Here is a 20,872-nt window from a genome sequence, read left to right on the forward strand (position 1 = left end):
GGCGCCGAAGGCGCGCCGTTCACCCCGTGTTGCGCATGCCGGCGGCGATGCCGTTCAGCGTGAGCAGGAGCGAGCGATCGCGCCCCGTGTCCCCGCCGCGGCTCGCCCGCAGGAGCTCGACTTGCAGGAATGAAAGGGGGTCGACGTAAGGATTGCGCAGCGAGATGGACCGCTGGAGCGTCGGGTTGCCCTCGAGCAGCCGCCGGTTGCCCGTGAGCCGCTTGAGCCACGACCGCGTCCGCTTGTATTCCGCGATGATCCGCGGCGCGACCGCCTTGCGCGCGGCGGCCGGCGCGAGCTCCGCGTAGCCCGCGAAGATCGTCATGTCGGCCTTCGCGAGCACCATCTCGACGTTGTCGATGACCGCCCGGAAGAACGGCCACGACGCCATCATCTCCTTCAGCAGCTCCGCGCCCTCGGGGCGCTGGCCCATGGCCTCCAGGCCGCTGCCGACGCCGTACCACCCCGGGAGGATGGCCCGGTTCTGGGTCCACGCGAAGACCCACGGGATCGCGCGCAGCGACTCCAGGCCGCCCGCGCGCCGCTTGCTCGGGCGCGAGCCGAGCGGCAGGCGCGCGATCTCGTCGATCGGGGTCACGGCCGTGAAGAACTCCACGAACTTGGGCTCCTCCCAGACGAGCGCGCGGTAGGCGCGCCGGCCCGTCTCGGCGAGCTCGTCGAACGCCGCGGCGAAGCGCAGCTCGGACGCGGCGGGCGGCCGCGGCTGCGCGCCCAGCGTGTGCAGGAGCACGCCGCTCAGCATGATCTCCAGCGTGCGCATCGCGAGCTCGGGGCGCGCGTACTTGTGGTCGAGCGCCTCTCCCTGCTCGGTCGCCTTGTAGCGGCCGCCGACGCTGCCGGCCGGCAGGGCGAGCAGCGCCTGGTGCGCCGGTCCGCCGCCGCGCGCCACCGACTCGCCGCGGCCGTGGAAGACGCGGAGCGGCAGCTCCGCCTCGGCGGCGATCTTCGGCAGCGTCTCCTGCACGCGCCGGAGCGCCGCGCTCGCCGCGAGCAGGCCGACCTCCTTGCCGGAGTCGCTGTAGCCGATCATCACCTCCTGCACGCCGCGGGCGAGGACGTGCGGGCGATACTCCGGGTGCGCGAGCAGCGCGCGCAGGATCCTCGCGCTGTCGTTCAGCGCGCCGAGCGACTCGAACAGCGGCACGACGTCGATCCGCGCGCACGAGCGCGCCTCGTCCCACAGCCCGGCGGCCTTCGCGCTCGCGAGCGCGGCGAGCACGTCGTGCTCGCTCTGGGTCATCGACAGGATGAGGGTGCGGCAGGACGACTCGCCGCCGTCGCGCTGCGCCGCGGCGATGCGCTGGAGCGCCTCGAACACGCGGCGCGCCTCGGGCGTCATCTGCGCCGGCTCGACCCGGCCCTCCGCGAGGCAGGCGGCAGAAGCGCGCGCGTCCTCGGCCGGCGCGCGCATCTCGAGCTCCGCGAGCGCGAACCCCAGCGCGCGCACCTGCGAGAGCAGCCCGCGGGCGCGCCGCTCGCCGGAGCTCGCGCAGCGCGCGGCGCGCAGGCTGTCGGCGACGACCGCGAGATCGCGCTCGAGCTCCGCGGGCTCGCGGTAGGGGATCGCGAGCGTCGGCTCCTCGGGGCGCACGAAGGCGCGCCCCTCGCGCGTGGGGCCCTGCCCGGAGCGCGCGCGCGCCTCCGCGCGGCCGTTCTCCGCGTGCTCGAGCGTCGCGGTGAGGCGCGCCTCGATGAAGTGCAGCTTGCGGCGCCACGGCTCGCCCTCGGTGCGCGGGCCGAAGTGCGCGGACACCTCGGGCATCGCCGCGGCGTCCTCCTCGATCGAGGCGAGCAGCCAGGGCGGCGGCGTGACGTGCCGGACCGACTGCGACAGCGCGCCGCCGAGGTCGCGCGCCGCCCGGATGAGCCGGCGCAGCCCGCGGATGCGGTAGGCGAACAGCGCGTCCTCGAGCACGGCGGGCACGACGAACGGGTTGCCGTCCATGTCGGCGCCGACCCACGAGTGGATCCGGAGCGGCACGATCTCGGCGTCCAGCGGCTCGCCGTACGCGGCCTCGAACGCGCGCCCGATCGCCGCGGGCAGATCGGGGAGCAGATCCCAGAGGATCTCCTCGATGTACCAGGCGACGTTCTTCACCTCGTCGCCGACGGTGGGGCGATCGCGGCGCACCTCGTCGGTCTGCCAGAGCGCGGTGATCTCCTCGCGGATCTCGGCGAGCTTGCTCGCCGACTCGTCGGGCGTCAGCTGGCAGCGATCGTGCTGCTCGAGGTTCTTCGCGATGCGGTAGAGCTTCTCGAGGACGGTGCGCCGCGCCGCCTCGGTCGGGTGCGCGGTGAAGGTGAGCGTGACGTCGAGCGTCCTGAGCGCGGCCCGCACGCGCTCCGCGGGCACGCCGGCCTTCTTGAGCGTGTGCATCGCGGCCTCGAGCGAGCCGCGCTGCGGCCGCGCGCCGGGATCCGTCGCGTACGCGCGCGCGCGGCGGATGCGGTGGTGCTGCTCCGCGAGGTTGACGAGCCGGAAGTAGACGGTGAACGCGCGGATGACGGGCTCGAGGCGATCGTGGGGCAGCTCCGCGAGCAGCTTGCTGAGCTCCGCGGCCGCGTGCGCGCGGCCGTCGTTGGGGCCGCGCCGCCGGCGGATGGCGAGCGTGCGGATGCGCTCCTCGATGGCGAAGAGCTCTTCTCCCTCCTGCTCGATCAACACTTCCCCGAGCAGGCGTCCAAGCAGGCGAACTTCTTTGCGAAGAGGTCGATCGACCTCGCGGCGACGCGGCGGCATGGGCGCCAGCCTAGCGCGATGCGGCGTAAAACGGACCACCGAGTGTGGCCCGGGCGGACGGTCGGTGGCGCCGGGGGTGAGGTGGCGCCGGGGCGGGTGGCGCGCCTCGGGACCTGGGCGGGTGGGCGGGGGTGCGAGCACGGTCCGTGCATCGCCCCTTCATCCGCGCCCTTTCGAAGCCTCGTCGAGCTCGTGTACCCTCCGGCGGATGGCCGATGATGTGTTCGGGATCGTCGGCACGACCCAGGGGGCGTTCAAGGTAGAGCGGGTCGTCGCCGAGGGGGGGTTCGGCGTCGTCTATCGGGCGTACCACGAGGCGTTTCGAGCGCCGGTCGCGCTGAAGTGCCTCAAGGTCCCGGCGACGCTGCCCGAGCAGCTGCGCGTGCAGTTTCTTGAAAAATTTCGCGAGGAGGCGGAACTGTTGTTCCGCCTGTCGGCCGCGATCCCTGCCGTCGTCAGGCCGCTGCACCACGACGTGATCTCGACCGCGACCGGCGCCTTCGTGCCGTTCATCGCGCTGGAGTGGCTCGAGGGCCGCACGCTCGCGAGCCACATCGCCTCCCGCGCGGCGATGGGAGCGCCGCTGCTCGCGCCGGGGGAGGTGATCCGGCTGCTCGCGCCGGTCGCGCGCGCGCTCGAGGCGGCGCACCACTTCCCCGGGCCGAGCGGCCCCACGTGCGTGGTGCACCGCGATCTCAAGCCGGCGAACATCTTCCTCGCCCAGATCCACGGCGCGGAGGTCGTCAAGATCCTCGACTTCGGCATCGCCCGCGCCCGCGACGCCGCGACGGTCATGGCCGGCCAGACCGCCACCACGTCGGGCGGCCTCTCGACGGCGTTCACGCCCGCCTACGGGGCGCCCGAGCAGTGGGCGCCGAAGCGCTTCGGCAAGACGGGCCCCTGGACCGACGTCTGGGGGCTCGCCGTGACCGTCGTCGAGGCGCTCGCCGGCCGCGAGATCATCGGCGGGGATCACGTGGCGATGATGGGCACGGTGCTCGACGAGAAGCGCCGCCCCACCCCGAGGAGCGAGGGCATCTTCGTGCCCGACGCGCTGGAGGCCGCCTTCCGGCGGGCGCTGGCCGTGGATCCGCGCGAGCGCTTCCGGGACATCGGGGCGTTCTGGGACGAGGTCGAGCAGGCGCTCGGGCTGCCGCGGAGCGCTCCGCCGATCGCGGTGCCCAGCCGGAGCCACACGCCGGCCGCCGCCCGCGGCCGCTCCTCGGTGTTGCCCGCATCGCCCTCGTCACCGGGATCGACGCGGTCGCAGGATCTCCTCCAGGGCACCGCCCTCGCGGCGCCGACGGCGTTCGCGGAGGCGACGGCCCGGGAGCTCCACCTGCCGGAGCGCGGCGGCGGCCGCTTGCCGCCGCACAGCCTCCCCACCGAGCCGGTCGTGCCGCTCGCGCTGGACTGGTCTCCTCCCGCGCCCGCGCCCTTCGCGCGGCCGTCCTATGCGCCGTCGAGGATGCCGCCCCCGATGATGGAGCGCGCGCCAGCGCGCCCCAGCCTGAGCACCGGGGAGCTCATGGCGATGTTCGCGTTGCCGGTGCGGCTCGCCGGCGCGGGCGTCGTCATCACCCTCCTCGATCTCGCGGCCGCCTCGCTGCTCTTCGGCGGCCAGCGCATCGGCGTGGGCCCCATCGGCGGCGTGGGCCCCATCGGGCTCTTCCACGTCGCGGTGGGCCTCGTGGTCCTGGGCATCGGGATCGCGGTGTTCCGGCTGTTCTCATCGGACCGCTAGCACCGATCACGTTGAAACCCGGAGAAATTTCACAGGGAGGCGGGGAGGCGGGGAGGAAGAAGAAAATGAATTTCTCCCTCGTGCCGTCTCTCGCTCCCCGCCTCCCTGTGAAATTTCTGCTCTTTCTTGGGGTTTCAACCCGTTTGTCGCTTTAGGGCTCCTCGCGCCGCACGCCCGTCGATCCGTAGCCGCCCGCGCCGCGCGCCGTCGGCGCGAGCGCGGGGACCAGGACCACGTCGGCGAGGGCGACCGGGCAGATCACGAGCTGGGCGATCCGATCGCCGCGGTGCACCGTGAACGGCGCTGCGCCGAGGTTGATCAGGACGACCTTGATCTCCCCGCGGTAGTCCGGATCGATCGTCCCGGGGCTGTTCAGCACGGTGACGCCGTGGTGCAGCGCGAGCCCCGAGCGCGGCCGCACCTGCCCCTCGTGGCCATCGGGGAGGGCGACCGCGTAGCCCGTGGGCACGAGCTTCCGCTCCCCGGGCGCGAGCGTGACCGGCGCCTCGATGGCCGCGCAGAGATCGAGCCCGACGGCTCCCTCGGACTGGTAGGCGGGGGGAGGGACCTCGATCGGCCCCACGCGAAGGAAAGGCACCTGGATGCGCACGCGGCGCAGCCTAGCCGGTCACGGGCGCGGCAGCACCGCCTCGAGCGCCGAGCCCCGGAGCGCCTCGAGCGCCGAGTCCGACCACGCCCGCGCCCGATCCGAGAACCCGGCCTCCACCGCGCGCCGGAGCAGCTCGAGCGCCCCCTCGAGGTTCCCGTCCTTGGCGCTCGCGCGCGCCGCGTCGTACGCGTCCTGGCCGAGGCCCACGCGGCGGAAGATCGCCTCGTAGAGCCGCGCCGACCAGTCGAACGCGCCGCGCTCGAACGCGATCTCCGCCATCCTCCGCGCGTCGTCCTCCGAGAGCTGCTCCACGATGTCCAGCGCCACGGCCGCGGCCCGCGCCACCTCGCCCTGCTCCACGAGCACCCGGATCAGCGGGCCCGCGACCTCCTTCCGGTCGTCGCCGGCCTCCCGGGCCGCCTCGAGCACCTTCCGCGCTTGCTTCAGCTCCCCGAGCGCGAGGTGCACCGCCCCGACCAGCGCCGGGTCAGGCTCGCCCTGCTTGCGCGCCTGCGCGAGCGCTTCCCCCGCGCGCTTCGCGTCGCCGAGGAGCAGGTGCGACCAGCCGATGAGCTCGTGCGCCTCCCGGAGCGCGCGCTTCGGCGGCGCCGGCGACTGCGCGAGCACCTCCGCCGAGAGCGCCATCGCTTCGCCCGTCCGCTCGTCCTCCACGGCCCGGCGCGCCCGCTGGAGCAGGACGGCCGTCTCGGGCGGCATCGGCTCCTCCTGAAACTCCGCTCGCCGGCGGTTCATGGAGGGCGACGGCGCCGCCGGCTCGCTGCGGAACCGCTGCAGGCTCTGGAACGCGGACATGACGAGGATGAACGAGAAGAAGAAGAACCCCGCCCTCAGGAAGAAGATGGCGAGGAGCACGGCGGTGATGCCCGAGATGGCCGCCGTCAGCCGGGCCCGCTTCGGGCCGAGCGCGTGCTCGAGGACGTGGCCGCCGTCGAACGGGAGCACGGGGATCAGGTTGAGGAGACCCCACCACACGTTGACCTTGATGAGCATCTCCATCCCGCTCAGCACCAGGGTCGGGAGGGCGTAGAGCGCCGGAACATAGCTGAGCACGAGGTGAAGGACCCCGGCGACGAGGAAGCCGGCGAAGGGGCCTGCCAGGCTGATCAGCACGTGCTGGAGCCGCCCGAGGGGCAGGAGCGAGCGCCAGGTCGTGGTCCCACCCATGAAGTGGAGCGTGATCTCCGGCTCGATCCGGTACCGCTTGATGGCGAGCGCGTGGCCGAACTCGTGCATCAGGACCGACAGGAAGACCACGAGGATCCAGACGAGGAACAGCTGGTACTGCTGACTGGCCAGGATCCCGTACCCGAGCAGGGCGGCGGAGAGCCAGAACCAGAGCTGGACGTCGACCGAGACTCCAAACAGACGGAAGCTCATGCGCATGTAATAAGCCGTGCGGGCCGTTCGCTCAATGATTGCCGTGCGGACGCGGCCGGCCGTAGAGTGCGCGGCGTTGCGTGCGGCCAGGCAGGAGCGCGGCGCGCGTGGAGCGCCAGAGGACGCGCCGCGCCCCTTCTTCCAGGCCGCGCGCGGCGTCGGGAGCGAGCATGGGCAGGGAGATCTGGGTCAGGAGATGGGCGCTCGCCGGGGTCGCCGCGGCGGGCATGGCGTGCGGCGCCGCACCGGCGCCCCCGCCATCCCCCGAGGCCGCGCCGGCGCCCGCGGCGCCGCCCGAGGCGTCCGCGCCGGCCGCCGCCCGCCCGCCCGGGGCCTCCGCGCCGGCCGAGGCCGCTGCCGCGCCGACGGCCGCCGCGCCGCCCGCGTTCGAGGTTCCGCCCAACACGGCGGTCCTCCACGTCGGCGACTCGTTCGCGGTGGCGGGCTTCGCGCAGGCGCTCCGCCCGCGGATGCAGGAGCACCGCGTGCGCTACGCGGTGAAGGCCGAGACCAGCTCGTACACGGTGACGTGGGCTTCCAGGATGGAGCTCCTGGTCGCGAACTACCAGCCGGACCTCGTGATCATCAGCCTGGGCGCCAACGAGGTGGAGAACGTCAACCCGCCGGCCCACGCCGGGGCGATCCGCCGCATCGTCAAGGCGATCGGCGGTCGCCCGTGCGTGTGGGTGTCGCCGCCGCTCTGGCGCAAGGACACCGGCATCATCGACGTGATCCGGACGAACTCGGCCCCGTGCCGCTTCTTCGACTCCGACGCGCTGGTGCCGGGCCCCCTCCCGCGGCAGAAGGACAAGATCCACCCGAACGAGGTGGGCGGCGCGCGCTGGGCCGAGGCCTTCTGGAGCTGGCTCACGGCGGAGCACCTTCCGGCCGGCGAGGCGGCGCCGGCGCACAGCCCCTGGGCGCTCCGGCCGTCTCCGCCGGAGGAGCACCGCTCCCGGGCGGACGCCCCGGAGAGCGCCGTCCAGCGAGGCGAGCAGGCATCCGAGCGGCGGGCGGAGTGATTCCGAGCTGACCGGCCGGCGTCTTACGCCGCCGACGTCGCCACGCCCGCGCCGCGGTGGATCAGCCCAGGATCGTGGCCGAGCGCCCCTGCGATCGCCGCCCTCACGTCGCGCATCAGCCGGTTGCGGCCCCCGGCGCCGTAGGGCGCAGGATCGATCGGCGGCATGATCGTGACCACCACCCGGTGGTGCTCCTGCACAACGAAATCCTTGGCCCGGAGCACGTGCCGCGTGCCGTCGATCGCCACCGGGAGGATGGGCGTGTTCGTCTCGATCGCCATCCGGAAGCCGCCGCTCTTGAACGGGAGGAGCGCGCCGGTCTTGCTCCGCGTCCCCTCCGGCGCGATCCAGACCCGGGTCCCGTCCTGCAGCATGGACGCGCCGACCTGCAGGCTCGCGCTGGCCTGGACATGATCGCTCCGGTTGATCCGGATGAACCCCGCCGCCTTCATCGCCTGGCCGAAGATCGGCACGTTGAACAGCTCCTTCTTGGCGATCATCCGGAGCCGGCCGGGGATCGCGCGGAACACCACCGGGATGTCGAAGAGGCTCTGGTGGTTCGACATCACGACGAACGGCCGTGTGCCCGAGGCGTGCTCGCGCCCGCGCACCACCAGATCCACGTCCGCGTCCTCGAGCACCTTGCGCGCCCACCAGTCCAGCCGCTCATCGCAGCGCTCGAGGGTCACACGCCCGATCATCGCGTCCACCACGGTCGGAAAGCAGATCCGGGCAGTGTCGAAGATTCCCATGAACGTCGTCTGAAGGCTCATCGCTCTCTTCCCGCTGATTCCGCTGAAAGGTGAGGGGATCGCGTGGCGCGCTGGCGACCGGGCAGGCCCTGCCTTACGCGGCGGGCAAGCAACCCCGAGGGGCGCCGAGCTCATCCAGTGCTCATGCAGCGCTCATCCAGCACTCGTCCACTGCTCGTCCGTACGCGAACGCCGCAAAGTATACCACTCAACCCCCGGCTGTGGTGCCGGTCACGGTCACTACCACGCGGCGCCCGTGGGGAGAACTACGGTGCTCCCAGACATACAGGGCTTGCCAGGTCCCGAGCGCGAGGCGGCCGCCGGAGATCGGGATCACCTCGCTCGAGCGGGTGACGGCGCTCCTGAGGTGGCCCGGCATGTCGTCGGGGCCCTCGTCGTCGTGCTCGTACTCGCGGCCCTCCGGGGCGAGGCGGGACATCCAGCGCTCCAGGTCGCGGAGGACGGCCGGATCGGCGTTTTCCTGGAGGATGAGGCTCGCGGACGTGTGCTGCAGGAACACGGCGCAGAGCCCGACGTCGACGCCCGCGTCGGCGACGACGCGCGCGACCTCGCGCGTGATATCGACGAAACCCCGGCCGTTCGTGCGGATCTCGAGCGTGCGCTGGACGATGGTGGTCACCGCGCCATCTTAGCCGCCTTCAGCGCGGGCGCCCGGCACGACGTCGACGATGAGCCCCCAGCTCGTCCATCGCTGGAACCACACGCCGACGCGCTCGGCCAGCGCCGCGCCCGCCCCCTCTCCAGCGCCCGGCGGCTCGCTGGAGGCCTCCGCTCCGTGGGCTCCGGCCGCCACCTCCTCACACGCCGGGACGAGCGGTACGCCCCGCCCGAGCGCCTCGAGGAGCGCGAACGCCGGCGGCTCGAGCTCCTCGAAGCGGATCGTGAGATCCGCGCCGCGGAACACGGCGAGGTGGACGGGGCGGGGCGCGGGCAGCGCGGGCGACCGGCCCTGCTTGAGCTCGCTCCGGAGGACGTGCGCCGGGTGGCCGAGCCGCACCAGCGCGAGCAGCGGGTGAAGGACGATCGTGGCGGTGGACCAGCCGTCCGCCGGCATGCCCGTCACCTTCGCCGGATCGAGCGGAGGGGGCGAGGCGCCGTCGAACAGATCGACGAGGGCGTGCTCGTACCGCGCCACGTCGCGCGCGAGATCCCGCAGGGCAGGGGGGAACCCCTCGTGCGCGCCCGCGAAATCGGCGACGTATCGCCCGAGGTCGCGCAGCGTGAAGCTCGCGGGCGGGTGCGCCGCCAGGTAGGCCCTCGCGAACGCGTCGAAGCCGTCGTCGCCGAGGACGTGCGCCAGCGCGGGGTAGTCCTCGCGGAGCGCGTCCCTGTGCCGCAGCCAGAACTGCCGACGGTAGATGTCGGCCTGCTCGGCGGGCGCGAGCCGCTCGCTCCCGGCGACGTGCTCGCGGCACAGGCCGGCGAGCTCGGCGTCGTCCGGGAGCGGCGCGCCCGCCGTGAACATGCGGGTGAGCTGGCGCATCAGGGCGGCGAGGCCGGCCGGGGGCGCGGGGTCAGGCGGCGCGCGCACGCGCCACCTCCTGCCGGATCGCCCGCGCCTTCTCCGCCTCGGCGGCGAGGACCTCGAACGAGGGGATGTCGTCGTCCCACTCGATCAGCGTCGAGACGTCGCCTGCGCGGGCGACGGCGCGCCGGTAGAGCGCCCACACGGCGTCGACCACGTGATCGCTGTGGGTGTCGAGGATGTACGCGCCCTGGTGCGCGTGGCCGGCGAGGTGGAACTGCACGATCCGGTGGTGCGGCACGCCATCGATGTAGGCCTCCGGATCGAAGCCGTGGTTGTACGAGGAGACGTAGACGTTGTTGACGTCGAGCAGGATGCCGCAGTCGGCTTCCTCTGCGATCGCCGAGAGGAACTCCCACTCGCTCATCCGGCTGGCCGTGAAGGTCAGGTAGCTCGACACGTTCTCGAGCGCGAGCCGGACCTCGAGGAAGTCCTGCACCACCCGCGCCCGCGCCGCGACGTGCCGCACGGCCTCTTCGGTGTACGGCAAGGGGAGCAGGTCGTGCAGGTTGATCCCGTGCGCGCCCGTCCAGCACAGGTGATCGCTCACCCAGGGCGAGCCCACCCTGGCCAGCAGCGCCTTCAGCCGGCGCAGGTAATCGAAATCGAGCGGATCCGTGCTGCCGATCGACAGCGAGACGCCGTGCTGGACGAGGCGGTAGCTCGAGAGGACGCGCTCGAGGTTGGCGATCGGCATGCCGCCGTCGACCATGAAGTTCTCGCTGATGATCTCGAACCAGTCGACCCGGGGCCGGTGCTCGAAGATGTGCCGGTAGTGCGGGATGCGCAGCCCGACGCCGACGCCGAGGTCGGGGAGTCCCAGCCGCATCCGTTCGAGGTTCACCATGGTTCACCGCGAGCCTTGCTCAGGGGTGGAGGGGTGCGCCGCGGCGCCTCACGATCCAGCCGATCCGGCGGTTCCGCGTGGCATGGCCAGACGGCCCAGCGGATCTGGCGGATCCGCGTGGATCCGCCGGATTCCGCCGGGCCGGGCGCGCCGAACCTACGACGAGCAGTCGGCCGGCTTGCAGCCGCCCTTGCCCTTGCACTCGTTCTGGCCGGCGCACGCGTGGCTGTCGCTCTTGCAGCCGCCCTTGCCCTTGCACTCGTTCTTGCCGGCACAGCACGCCTTCGCGGCGTTCTCCGGCGCCGCGGCCGGAGGCGCGTCGGCCGCGGGGGCGGCGCCCGTCTCGGGCGCGGGCGGAGGCGCCGAGGCGCAGCCCGCGAGGCCCGCCACCATGCCCGACACCGCCGTCAACGCCAACGTCTTGCCCATGTCGATCGTCATCTGATCCTCCACGCTCGTCTTCGTCGCGATCACCGAGCCCACCGCGCGCCTCGCCCGAATGGCGCGCCCGCACGCTGGAGCCCGTCGGGTCTCGCCGGCCTCTCGACCGCGCTGAGCCCATCGGCTACGCGTCACTACGCCCGGCCGGTTCCACGGTTTCACTTCGGACGCGTTGATTCTTCATTCAACTCCCCGTAAGTGAGCGGGGTTGACCTCCACGCCCACGCGAGCCCCCCCTGCGTGCACGGCGTCCGGCGGCGTAGCCTCTGCGGCTGGGGCGCGCGGCCAGCGTGCAGCGTTCCATGCACGACGTAACTCGCTTCGGACGGTACGCGCAAGACAAAGCGTCCAGCGCGGCGCGCCGGCGCCGTGGCGCGTCCTCGTCCACCCGCGTCGCGGGGCGCTCCCCGTGCTCGCGGCGCTCTCGCTGGGGGCGTCCGGCTGCGGGGGGGCTCCGCGCGCGGGGACTGGCGCGCCGGGCGGCGCCGCGGGGGATGCGGCCTCCGGGCGCGAGATCCCGGTCGAGGCGATCGCCGCCGAGCTCGAGGCGATGAGCGGCGCGGTCCTCGAAGGGCGGGAAGGGACGTTCCGGGACATCCTGACCGACGCGATCGCGAAGGACGCGTACCTGTGCCAGCCGGCTCCGCGCCGCGTCTTTTCCGGGCCGCGCGGCGACGTGCCGGAGGGGGAGCGGCGGATCGCCGGGGTGATGCCGCACTACGGCCTCTTCTTCGGCCCGATGAGCTACCTCGTGCGGCGGCGCGGCGGCGCCTGGGAGGTCGACGTGCGCATCGCGGTCGACCCGCCGGAGGGCGCGGGCTGGCTCGAGCTGCCCGACTGCGGGCTCTCCGCCCGGCTCGGGGGCGCGATCGCGTGCCGCGGGACGCCGTACGCGCGCTCGGGATCGACGGACGCTTGCCCGGGGTCCGGCGTGTTCACGGCGAGGGCGACGCCGGCCGCGATCCGGGCGCTGCTCGCGCGCTGGTCGGACGAGGCCGAGGGGTACTGGAACCGCGACGCGCGCGCCTTCGGGCTGCCGGTGCGCTACGACTTCGACTTCGTGCTGGCGGACGAGGCGCGCGCGCGGGCGCTCCGGGTCGACCTCGCGGTGCCGCTCTCGCCGACGTGCGGCAGGACGCCGTACTTCAGCGCGATGCGGGCCGGCTGGTCGCTGCCCGTGCTCGCCCACGAGGTGGGGCACGTGCTCGGGCTGCTCGACGAGTACGAGGCGCTCTCCGGGATCGTCCGCTGCTATCCGAAGACGCCGTTCCCGGGCGCCGAGATCAGCCGGATGGGGCTGTCGATGAAGGAGGAGACGCGGCTCCTGCCGATCCATCACTACCTCGTGCTCCGCCGCTTCTTCTGTCGCGAGCCCGCGTCCATCGACCCGTATGCCGGCGCGATTCGCTGACCCGACGCCGGCGCGATCTGCTGACCCGACGCCGGCGCGATCCGCCGAGCGCTCCACGCGGCCCCGCGCCTGCCGGCGCCTCGCTGCCGCGGCGCTCGCTGCCGCGGCGCTCGCGGGCTGCCGCTCGGAGCCAGAGCGCGGCGCGGCGGACGCGGGGCCGAGCGCGGCGGACGCGGGAACCAGCGCGGCGGACGCCGGGGCCGGGGCGCCGGACGTGGCGCCGCCGCTCGTGGGGGCGCCTCCGGGGCCGAGGGCGCTCGCGCCGCCGGTGGAGCCGCGCTGTCCGCCGGAGATGGTGCGGGTCGCGCGCCGGTTCTGCGTCGATCGCTACGAGGCGGTGCTGCTCGACAAGGAGACGGGGCTCGAGATCTCGGCGTTTTATCCGCCGTCGCGCCAGGCGGCCGCGTCCGTCGAGCGCGTGTGGTCGAAGATGCGGCTACAGCTCGGGGACGACGAGGCGCGCCGCATGGAGCTCCCGCTCCTGCCCGGCTGGCAGAAGCAGCGCGAGTTCGAGCCGCGCGCGGTGTCGCGCAGGGGCGTGCTCCCGCAGGGCTACACGACCGGCGCGCAGGCGGAGCTCGCGTGCCGGAACGCGGGCAAGCGGCTCTGCTCGCTCGACGAGTGGCGGACGGCGTGCCGCGGCGAGCGGGACGAGCAGTTCCCGTACGGGCCGACCTACGCGGACGGGCGGTGCAACGTGTTCCGCGAGCACCACCCGGCCGGCGTGCTCCACCGCGACGTGTCGCTCGGGCACAGCGACCCTCGGCTCAACCTGGTGCGCGTCGCCGGGGCGCCGCTCTTGCGGCGAACGGGCGAGACCGCGACGTGCGCGAGCGCGTGGGAGGACGACGCGATCGCCGACATGGTCGGCAACCTGGACGAGTGGATCGACGATCCGGAGGGGACGTTCGTCGGCGGGTTCTACGCGCGCGCGACCCGGGAGGGGTGCATGGCGCGCGTCGCGTCGCACGACTTCACGTATTTCGACTACTCGACCGGCGTCCGCTGCTGCGCGGATCTGCGCGTGGCGCCGTGAGGGCGCGCGGAGCCCGCGCTTCATTCCCGCCTGGCGAGTCCCTGCCGTACCACCTCTCGGGCGACGAACGGGCTCCATTCGTGGAGCAGCTGCAGGGTCAGTCCGCCGTCCAGGTAGGCCGTGTAGTACAGCTCCCGTGCGGCGATGCACTCCTTGTCGTTGAGCTTCAGTCGCTCGATGGTCGCCTGAACACGCGCACGCGTCTCGTCGTGGAGGCCTTCCGCTGGGAGCACCTGAAGGAAGGACATCTCCAGGACGAACCACCCGTCAGGGATCTCCATGGGGTCGAGGACGTCGTCGAAATCGCGTTTGCGCGCGTTCATGAGCGAGCACACGAAGCGGTAGTTGCTCCACTCGTAGGCGAGCTCGCGACGCTTCGACTTCGGCGCGACGTGATCGACGGATCGTGCCCCGGTGCCTCGCGGAACGAGCACGCAGAGGTAGGCGCAGACGCTGCGATAGCTGTCCCGGAGATCGTCCAGGCATTCCCGCCAGGTTGGGGGCAGGGGCTCCGCGTTCGCGGCGAGGGCGCGCAAGCCGGGCTGCCGGACCAGCGCGTCGAAGCGCGCGGGCTCGGGCCGGAGGGGGACGTGGATCACGGCGTGAGCCCGGCCTGCCGCGCCCTGACGAGCCAACGCGCCCAGAAGGGATCGGTGTCCTTGAGCACGTCGTGCAGCTCCTCGTGGATCCGCTTCGCGTCCTCGATCGGCAGATCCGGCCGCCGCATCGCCGCCATGGCGTCGAGGATCGCCTTCTCCGCCTCGACGGACCGCGCTTGCGCGAGGTCGAACACATCGGACGTGAGCCACGACGAGGCATCCCCGCGTGGCTTCCACGTGGGCCTCGACACGGTGACCTCCGCCCCGTCGAGATCGAACAGGAAGAGCGCATCGTGCCCCTCGTCGAAGTGCGGCTCGGCGGACGCGAGGACCAGCGGCGCGTGCGTCGTGACGAAGAGCTGCGTCTCGATGGATGCCTCGAGCTCGCGGGAGACCCGGAGCAGCGCGGGCAGGATCACACGCTGCCACTGGGGGTGCAGGTGCGCCTCCACCTCATCGACGAGCACGATCATGCTCCGTTCGGGCGAAGTGTTCCGCAGCTTCGCCGCCTCGACGTGCTCGCGCCACATCCAGACCAGGAGGTAGGCGAAGGAGAGGATCCGCTTCATCCCGGCGGACGCGAGCACCACGGGGACGTTGCCGTAGGGCATGTCGAGGGTGGGGATGTCGCGCACGTCGTGAAGAGAGACCCGGGCCGTCATCGCCCCGGGGCGGAGGGTCTCCCCTGGCCTCGGTGACAGGACCTCCAGCACGCGCGTCAGTAGATCGAACGTGCTGTCTCGCCGGAGCTGCCATGTCGTCCAGTCGCGGATCAGGCCGTTGCAGAGCACCGAGCCGTCGCTGTCGTCCGCGGTGAGCCCGTTCCAGATCTGGCTGGGCGTGAAGTGGAAGCCCGGCACGGGGCCCGACGATTTCACGCCGAGCGGGAATCGCAGGTGCCCCGCGGGTCGAAGCGGGTCCCATACGGAGAAGCTGCCGTCGACCCGGGCGTAGAAGACGAGACCGGAGCGCCTGGAGGCACCGGGTGGATAGACGGTGTGCCAGTTCTGCTTCTCGAAGTCGAACGACGATGAGACGCGGTGCACGACCTCCCCGTCACGCGTCTCCCGGACGATCTGTGGCTTGACAGCTGGGCCACGTCGCGGCGCGGCCGGGTACCCTGGCCACGTCCCCGTCAGCGCAAACCAGGCGACATCCAGCACGAAGGTCTTGCCGAGCCCGTTGTCGCCCGCGAAGAGGTTCAGCCGCGGCGCGAGCTCGAACTCCATCGCGGGCGCCGGTCCGGTGTCGTGCAGCTCCAGCCTCTCAAGCATCGCGGCCCCTCTCGGTCGCCCGTGGTTCGTTCGGGCCGTGGCCGATGGGGGTCGCGAGCGGAGGAGCGCGGAAGCCGTGCCAGACCTTCTTGCAGAGGAGCTCCATCGGCTGCGTCATGACCATGGCAACGCGTGATCTGCTGGGTCGCGCGGGAAAAGGCAAGAAAAGCCGCTCCCGCAGGGCTCCGTCCGACCGCGCGGCGCCGCGGGGGAACGAGCCGTTCCACTGTGCCGCCGGGACGCTGGAGCCAGCGACGCTCCACGGCACGGCCCTGCGCGGACGAGGGGAAGGAGGCCCAGCGTCGTCGTGAGGCTCAGCGCACCGCTGCTGCGCGGATGTGCGCGCGCCGCCGTGACGGGCGCGCGATCGCGGCGGAGCGGGACGATCTGGTAGCATCGGCCGATGCGCCGGAGGACGTCGCGCTCGTGCGACACCGCCGGGAGGACCATCGATGCTCGCAGCCAGATATCACGTCTACGATTCAGCGGTGCTCGACGTGCCCATCGAGGAGGCATGGAGAGAGCTCCGCGATATCGTTGCGCTCCTGCCGATCGTCTTCGGTGACGGCGTCAAGGACCACCGTTACGTGGACGGCGGCTCGGCGGAGAAGATCCCGTCGCGCTTCGAGTTCACGCTCCACCCGTCGGGAGACAAGGCCGTGGAGGAGGTGGTCGCGCGATCCGAGACCGAGCACTCCGTCACGTACCGGCTGCTCGGGCAGGTTCTGGGCATCGAGGGGTACATCGCGACGTACCGGCTCCGTCGCATCACGACCGAGCCGGGCAAGACGTTCCTCGAGTGGCCCCGGGAGTTCGGCGTCGCGCCGGGCCAGGAGCCCGAGAAGGTCGTCCCGTCGGTCGCGGCCCTCACCGCGAAGGAGATCGTCGCCATCAAGGAGCACTTCGCGAAGCGCCGCCGCTCGGTGTGATGCGAGCGGCATCGGCCGAGCGCACGGGGCCGAGGTGGAGCCCCCGCGGCTCCGCATGGGATGGCAGCAGGTTGCCTGAGTCCGACGGCAACCGCTGGAGGAGCCGGCGCCGGGGGTCTTCAACGGATCGCGACCGTTGGGAGGGGCCCGCCGCCGGGGTCTTCAATGGATCGAGTGAGCGCGAGGGGCCCGCCGCCGGGGGTCTGCGACGGATCGAGTGAGCGCGAGGGGCCCGCCGCCGGGCGTCTTCAACGGATCGCAACCGTTGGGAGGAGCCTGCCGCTGGGGGTCTGCGACGGATCGAGTGAGCGCGAGGGGCCCACCGACGGGGGTCTGCGACGGATCGAGTGAGCGCGAGGGGCCCGCCGACGGGGGTCTTCAACGGATCGAGTGAGCGCGAGGGGCCCGCCGACGGGGGTCTGCGACGGATCGCGTGCGCTGGAGCGCGCGCGAGCCACTGGTACGCGACGGATTGACTCCGCTGAGGGCGGCCAGGGCTCGGGTTTGCTGCCGCGCGACCACCGGGCCGTCCGTCCACGTCGGCGCGATTCGCACTTTCCGAGCGCGCGTCGCCGTGATGAGGGCGCGCTCGAGAGGCCGCGACATCCCCTGATAGCATCGCTCCGCCGCGCATGGCGGTGTCGCGCCCGCGGCATCGGGAGGAGGGAGCCATGATCGACGCGCTTTATCACGTCTACGACTCGGCGGTGCTGGACGCCCCCATCGAGGAGGTCTGGCAAGAGGTCCGTGACATCACGAAGCTCATCCCTGTCGTCTTCGGGGACAACGTCAAGGAGTACGGCTACGTGGAGGGCGGCTCCGCGGAGAAGGTGCCGTCGCGGTTCGCGTTCACGCTCGTCTCGGGGGAGAGCTCGCTGGAGGAGGTGGTCGCGCGCTCCGAGACCGAGCACGCCGTCACCTACCGGATCCACGGGCAGATCTTCGGCATCGAACGGTACACCGGGACCTACCGGCTCCGGCGCGTCACGACCGAGCCGGGCAAGACCTTCCTCGAGTTTCCACGGGAGTTCGGGGTCGCGGCAGGTCACGATCCCGCGCAGGTCGTCCCGGCCATCGTCGCGCTGACCGCGAAGGAGGTCGCGGCGATCAAGGCGTACTTCGCGAAGCGCCGCCGCGCTGCATGATCCTGCCGCCGCGCCGCGAACATCGCGGCACGGCGGCAGCCCGAGCGCACCACACGCCGGGCGCGCTCAGGTCGTGGGGCGGCCGACCGCGAGGAAGGCCTCCTCGCCCTTCGGGCGCCGCCGGTCGCGCCAGACGAGCGCCGCGGGCAAGACCAGCACGGCCGCGAAGAGGCACGCGAGCTCGCCGATGACCGCGGCGACGCCCAGGCTGCGCACCGCGTAGTTCTGCGAGCGGACCAGGGCGAGGTAGCCCAGCGTCGTCGTGAGGCTGCAGAGGATCACGGCGCCGCCCGTCTCGCGCACCGCGGTGAGCGCGCCGCCGGCGCCCTCCCGCGCGTACCGCTGCACGACGTTCACGGCGTAGTCGACGCCGATGCCGAACGTCAGCGGCAGGGCGATGAAGTTCAGGAAGTTGAGCTTCACGTCCATCAGCACGAGCAGCCCCGCCATCCACGAGACCCCGACGAGCAGCGCGCCGAGCACCGCGAACGCCGGGCGGCCGCCGCGGAAGGCGACGAGCACGACGAGGACCGTCGCGGCCAGCGAGAAGAGCACCGCCGGCGGCACGTCGTCGATGATCGCCGCCCACATGTCCGCGTAGATGACCGCGCGCCCCGAGCCCCGCACGACGCTGCCGTCGGGGAGCCGCGTCTCGCGGTACGCGTCCGCCCACCGGAAGAGGTAGTGCGCGTCGTGCACGCTCTCGGGCGTGATCGGGCTGATGTACACGATGCGCCCGCGCGTCCCGTCGGTCTCGGTGAAGGCGCGCGCCACGCCCGCCGGCAGATCGTCGATCCCGAACGGCGCGAGATCGTCCGGCGGGATGACCGCCTGGATGCGGCGCCAGTCCTCGTCGCCCACGAGGCCGCGCTTCCGCGCCCTGAGGACGCGATCCTTGATCTCCTGGAGCAGCGGGAGCTTCGCCTCCTGATCCCGCGGGACCAGATCCTGGAGCGCGTAGATCTCCTTGAACGGCTTCTCGCCCTCGGGCGCCGCGTCGCGCCTCGCGTAGAGCGCGGCGCGGAGCGGATCGACCTGCTCGGGCCGGTCCACGAGGATCGCCATGCCGTCGGTGCCGACGTAGCCGGTGATGTCCTCCGCGAGCGAGCTCAGGCGGATCTGCGCCGCGCGGGCCCCCTCGTCGTTGCGGAGGTTCTGGAGGTTGTACTCCATCGGATCGGCGCGCACGTAGCTCACCGTGGCGACGAGGCCGGCCGCGGCCAGGGCGAGGCCCGCGAGCGTGAGCGTGACGGGGCTCCGCGACGCGAGCCGCGCGAACGGCGCGCCGAACGCGACGCCGCCCTGGGCGCGCCGCCGCAGCCTGCCGAGGAGGCCCGGCGACTCCTGCTCGAGGGGGACGATCCGGTCCATCACCGCGAGGATGCTCGGCAGCGCGACGAACGTGGCGACCCAGCAGAGCACCATGCCGGCGCTGCCGATGAGGCCGAAGTCGTGGAACCCGCGGAACTCGGTGACGAGCAGCGAGCCGTAGGCGGCCGCGGCCGCGCAGCCGGCGGTGAGCGTGGGCAGCCAGGTCTCGCGGTGGGCGACGCGCACGCCCTCGAGCAGGCTCGCGCCGCCGCGGCGCGCCTCGAGGTAGCGCGCCATGTAGATGATCCCGAAGTTGATCCCGTTGCCGGCGACGATCGAGAAGAGGAACCCGGTGGCCATGTTGAGGTGGCCGAGCGCGAGCTGGGTGGCGCCGAACGTCCAGGCGACGCCGATGCCGATCGTGATCAGCATGGCGACGAGCGTGCGCAGGCGCAGGTAGTAGAGGAACACGACAGCGGCGATGAGCACCGCGCCCGAGACGCCGACGTCGGTCAGATCCTCGTTGATCGCCGCGTACTCGGCGATGCCGGTCTGGAGATCGCCGGCGAGGCCGTAGGTGATCCCGGGCTCGAACGAGGCGGGGCGCACGCGCTCGACGACCTCGCTCACGCGCCGGATCGCCTCGGATCCGGCGGCGAAATCGCTGGCCATCACCTTCGAGCGGATGGCGACGACGACGGTCTTGCCGTCCTTCGACTGGTAGTAGCCGTCGGGGTAGCGCCCCGTGTCGACCCCCTGGAGGCCGAGGCTCTGCTCGATCGAGCTGGCGCTCACCTCGGGGGGCGGCTCGTCGTCGTCGAGCAGCGCGCCCGTCGCCTTGTTGACCTCGTAAGCGTAGCGCGCCTCGATGTCGTCCCTGAGCTTGGTGAGCCTGTCGCGGTCGACGTAGAGCCCGGCGCGCGGCGAGAGGAAGCGGTAGGCCTCGTGCACCCCGTCCTCGACGCTGCCGACCCACGGCGGGCCGATCTTCTCGATCTCCGGGACGAGCGCGTCCGCGGCCCGCTGGAGCGCGGCGGTGGGCGTGCCCTCGCCGCCCTGGAGCACGACGAAGAGCGTGGAGACGCCGGCCGTCTTGGCCGCGACCCGGTCGAGCTCCTGCACGCTGGGCCGCGACGCCGGCAGCAGCGACTCGAACCCGGTCAGCACATGGAGCCGCGTTGCCAGGAAGAGGGCGATGACGGTGAGGATCCCGGTCGCGAGCAGCGGCAGCGCCGGCCGCTTCACCTGGAGCTCGGCGAGGCGCGACGCGAGCCCTCCGCCGCGCGACGAGGGCGGCGCGAGGCGGGGAGAGGGCTCGCGGGGGGGTTCACCGGAGCTTTCGTGTGAATCAGGGGAATCAGGGGAAGGATGCGGGCGGGGCGCCGGAGGCGGTGGCATGGGCGGAGCGGACATGAGACGGTGTGTGGATCCGGGGCGGAAAGGGACGTTGGAAGGACGGTGGAAGCGCCGGAGTGAAAGCGCCGGTGGACCACGTTCTAGGGAACGGGAGCCCCGGAGAACAGCGGTCGTGTGCGGCGCGGCGATGGCGCGCCGCCGAGGTCCAGGCGGCCATGGAGGCGCGCCGGGCCCATGGGCGCTCCCACGGCCCCGCTGACCATGATGCGGTGTTCGGGATGCGCAACGACGATCTCGTGCGCCGCCTGATCGGTCACGAGATCGCCCGCATCGCGGGCGCGAAAAGGCGGCACTGCCGGGAGCTCGAGGCCGGCTCTCGGCGTCATTGCCTCGAGGATGGGCGCCGGGCGTGCCTCTCGTGCCGAGCCCGCTCGCCTACGACGCCTCTCCCGGGGGCATCGCGCGATCGGAGGGAGCCTGAGAAGGCTTGGCCGCGTCGCACACGGGTCAAGGCAGCTAGGGTGTCGCGGCGGCCAAGCCCGCCGACCGATCGCCTCATGAGGTAGAGGAACAGCCCCTAGGGCGACAAACGGGTGAAACCACGAGAGAAAGCAGGAATTTCACAGGGAGTCGGGGAGGCGGGGAGCGAGAGACGGCAAGAGGGAGAACTTCATTTTTTTCTTCCCCCCC

17 protein-coding genes and 1 pseudogene are annotated in these 20,872 nt (G+C 72.5%); 6 read left to right on the forward strand and 12 right to left on the reverse strand.

Annotated elements, in window-relative coordinates; genetic code table 11:
- Positions 1–19 precede the first annotated feature (19 nt).
- Entirely contained in the window at positions 20–2,761 is a 2,742-nt protein-coding gene (locus tag WMF11_RS19230) for a phosphoenolpyruvate carboxylase (RefSeq protein ID WP_437553608.1), read from the reverse strand.
- Between the two features lie 208 nt (positions 2,762–2,969).
- Between WMF11_RS19230 and WMF11_RS19235 the strand changes: the two are divergent.
- Positions 2,970–3,851, forward strand: a pseudogene (locus WMF11_RS19235) (serine/threonine-protein kinase); the annotation flags it as partial.
- Positions 3,852–4,656: 805 nt separating this feature from the next.
- Here WMF11_RS19235 and dut read toward each other — a convergent pair.
- Both dut and WMF11_RS19245 read right to left on the reverse strand, forming a co-directional pair.
- Positions 4,657–5,115: a dUTP diphosphatase gene (dut, locus tag WMF11_RS19240; RefSeq protein ID WP_437767805.1), complete on the reverse strand. Its 459-nt coding sequence runs from the start codon at positions 5,113–5,115 to the stop codon at positions 4,657–4,659.
- 18 nt (positions 5,116–5,133) lie between these two features.
- Entirely contained in the window at positions 5,134–6,513 is a 1,380-nt protein-coding gene (locus WMF11_RS19245; RefSeq protein ID WP_437553612.1) for a M50 family metallopeptidase, read from the reverse strand.
- Positions 6,514–6,683: 170 nt separating this feature from the next.
- Here WMF11_RS19245 and WMF11_RS19250 point away from each other — a divergent pair, with 170 nt between their 5' ends.
- Complete coding sequence (locus WMF11_RS19250) at positions 6,684–7,535, forward strand: SGNH/GDSL hydrolase family protein (RefSeq protein WP_437978496.1); 852 nt, start codon at positions 6,684–6,686, stop codon at positions 7,533–7,535.
- 23 nt (positions 7,536–7,558) lie between these two features.
- Here WMF11_RS19250 and WMF11_RS19255 read toward each other — a convergent pair whose 3' ends face one another.
- The 5 genes from WMF11_RS19255 to WMF11_RS19275 form a co-directional block, all read right to left on the reverse strand.
- Positions 7,559–8,308 (reverse strand): lysophospholipid acyltransferase family protein, encoded by a 750-nt coding sequence (locus tag WMF11_RS19255; protein ID WP_437553615.1) that lies wholly within the window; start codon positions 8,306–8,308, stop codon positions 7,559–7,561.
- A gap of 187 nt (positions 8,309–8,495) precedes the next feature.
- Entirely contained in the window at positions 8,496–8,927 is a 432-nt protein-coding gene (locus tag WMF11_RS19260) for a secondary thiamine-phosphate synthase enzyme YjbQ (RefSeq protein WP_437978497.1), read from the reverse strand.
- 9 nt (positions 8,928–8,936) lie between these two features.
- Positions 8,937–9,839, reverse strand: a complete 903-nt coding sequence (locus WMF11_RS19265) for an HvfC/BufC family peptide modification chaperone (protein ID WP_437909841.1) — start codon at positions 9,837–9,839, stop codon at positions 8,937–8,939.
- Entirely contained in the window at positions 9,823–10,680 is an 858-nt protein-coding gene (gene bufB, locus WMF11_RS19270) for an MNIO family bufferin maturase (RefSeq protein WP_437978498.1), read from the reverse strand. Before bufB ends, WMF11_RS19265 begins: the two co-directional genes overlap by 17 nt.
- A gap of 156 nt (positions 10,681–10,836) precedes the next feature.
- Positions 10,837–11,163 (reverse strand): hypothetical protein, encoded by a 327-nt coding sequence (locus WMF11_RS19275; protein WP_437553623.1) that lies wholly within the window; start codon positions 11,161–11,163, stop codon positions 10,837–10,839.
- 367 nt (positions 11,164–11,530) lie between these two features.
- Here WMF11_RS19275 and WMF11_RS19280 point away from each other — a divergent pair, with 367 nt between their 5' ends.
- Positions 11,531–12,532, forward strand: coding sequence for a hypothetical protein (locus WMF11_RS19280; RefSeq protein ID WP_437978499.1), 1,002 nt, complete (start codon positions 11,531–11,533; stop codon positions 12,530–12,532).
- Positions 12,513–13,568 (forward strand): hypothetical protein, encoded by a 1,056-nt coding sequence (locus tag WMF11_RS19285; RefSeq protein WP_437978500.1) that lies wholly within the window; start codon positions 12,513–12,515, stop codon positions 13,566–13,568. Before WMF11_RS19280 ends, WMF11_RS19285 begins: the two co-directional genes overlap by 20 nt.
- Before the next feature lie 20 nt (positions 13,569–13,588).
- On the opposite strand, the gene WMF11_RS19290 is transcribed toward WMF11_RS19285, so the two are convergent.
- The 3 genes from WMF11_RS19290 to WMF11_RS19300 are packed head-to-tail and all read right to left on the reverse strand — an operon-like array spanning position 13,589 to position 15,559.
- Positions 13,589–14,167, reverse strand: a complete 579-nt coding sequence (locus WMF11_RS19290; protein WP_437909845.1) for a hypothetical protein — start codon at positions 14,165–14,167, stop codon at positions 13,589–13,591.
- On the reverse strand, positions 14,164–15,441 hold the full coding sequence (locus WMF11_RS19295) for an AAA family ATPase (RefSeq protein WP_437909846.1): 1,278 nt from the start codon (positions 15,439–15,441) through the stop codon (positions 14,164–14,166). Before WMF11_RS19295 ends, WMF11_RS19290 begins: the two co-directional genes overlap by 4 nt.
- Complete coding sequence (locus WMF11_RS19300) at positions 15,434–15,559, reverse strand: hypothetical protein (RefSeq protein WP_437978501.1); 126 nt, start codon at positions 15,557–15,559, stop codon at positions 15,434–15,436. The genes WMF11_RS19295 and WMF11_RS19300 overlap by 8 nt, the downstream gene beginning before the upstream one ends.
- Before the next feature lie 334 nt (positions 15,560–15,893).
- Here WMF11_RS19300 and WMF11_RS19305 point away from each other — a divergent pair, with 334 nt between their 5' ends.
- Complete coding sequence (locus WMF11_RS19305) at positions 15,894–16,370, forward strand: SRPBCC family protein (RefSeq protein ID WP_437909847.1); 477 nt, start codon at positions 15,894–15,896, stop codon at positions 16,368–16,370.
- Between the two features lie 671 nt (positions 16,371–17,041).
- Complete coding sequence (locus WMF11_RS19310) at positions 17,042–17,515, forward strand: SRPBCC family protein (RefSeq protein ID WP_437909848.1); 474 nt, start codon at positions 17,042–17,044, stop codon at positions 17,513–17,515.
- Positions 17,516–17,581: 66 nt separating this feature from the next.
- Here the strand turns inward: WMF11_RS19310 and WMF11_RS19315 are convergent, their stop codons facing one another.
- A complete protein-coding gene (locus WMF11_RS19315) occupies positions 17,582–20,071 on the reverse strand; it encodes an efflux RND transporter permease subunit (RefSeq protein ID WP_437909849.1) in 2,490 nt (829 codons plus the stop codon).
- Positions 20,072–20,872 lie beyond the last annotated feature (801 nt).

This window comes from Sorangium sp. So ce295 (genome assembly GCF_051527405.1).
Lineage (GTDB): Bacteria > Myxococcota_A > Polyangia > Polyangiales > Polyangiaceae > Sorangium > Sorangium cellulosum_B.

Bases quoted from the DNA above. Each gene is read 5' to 3' on its own strand.
- WMF11_RS19230 (WP_437553608.1), bottom strand. From the start codon at position 2,761: ATGCCGCCGCGTCGCCGCGAGGTCGATCGACCTCTTCGCAAAGAAGTT.
- WMF11_RS19245 (WP_437553612.1), bottom strand. From the start codon at position 6,513: ATGAGCTTCCGTCTGTTTGGAGTCTCGGTCGACGTCCAGCTCTGGTTC.
- WMF11_RS19250 (WP_437978496.1), top strand. From the start codon at position 6,684: ATGGGCAGGGAGATCTGGGTCAGGAGATGGGCGCTCGCCGGGGTCGCC.
- WMF11_RS19255 (WP_437553615.1), bottom strand. From the start codon at position 8,308: ATGAGCCTTCAGACGACGTTCATGGGAATCTTCGACACTGCCCGGATC.
- bufB (WP_437978498.1), bottom strand. From the start codon at position 10,680: ATGGTGAACCTCGAACGGATGCGGCTGGGACTCCCCGACCTCGGCGTC.
- WMF11_RS19285 (WP_437978500.1), top strand. From the start codon at position 12,513: ATGCCGGCGCGATTCGCTGACCCGACGCCGGCGCGATCTGCTGACCCG.
- WMF11_RS19295 (WP_437909846.1), bottom strand. From the start codon at position 15,441: ATGCTTGAGAGGCTGGAGCTGCACGACACCGGACCGGCGCCCGCGATG.
- WMF11_RS19300 (WP_437978501.1), bottom strand. From the start codon at position 15,559: ATGACGCAGCCGATGGAGCTCCTCTGCAAGAAGGTCTGGCACGGCTTC.
- WMF11_RS19305 (WP_437909847.1), top strand. From the start codon at position 15,894: ATGCTCGCAGCCAGATATCACGTCTACGATTCAGCGGTGCTCGACGTG.
- WMF11_RS19310 (WP_437909848.1), top strand. From the start codon at position 17,042: ATGATCGACGCGCTTTATCACGTCTACGACTCGGCGGTGCTGGACGCC.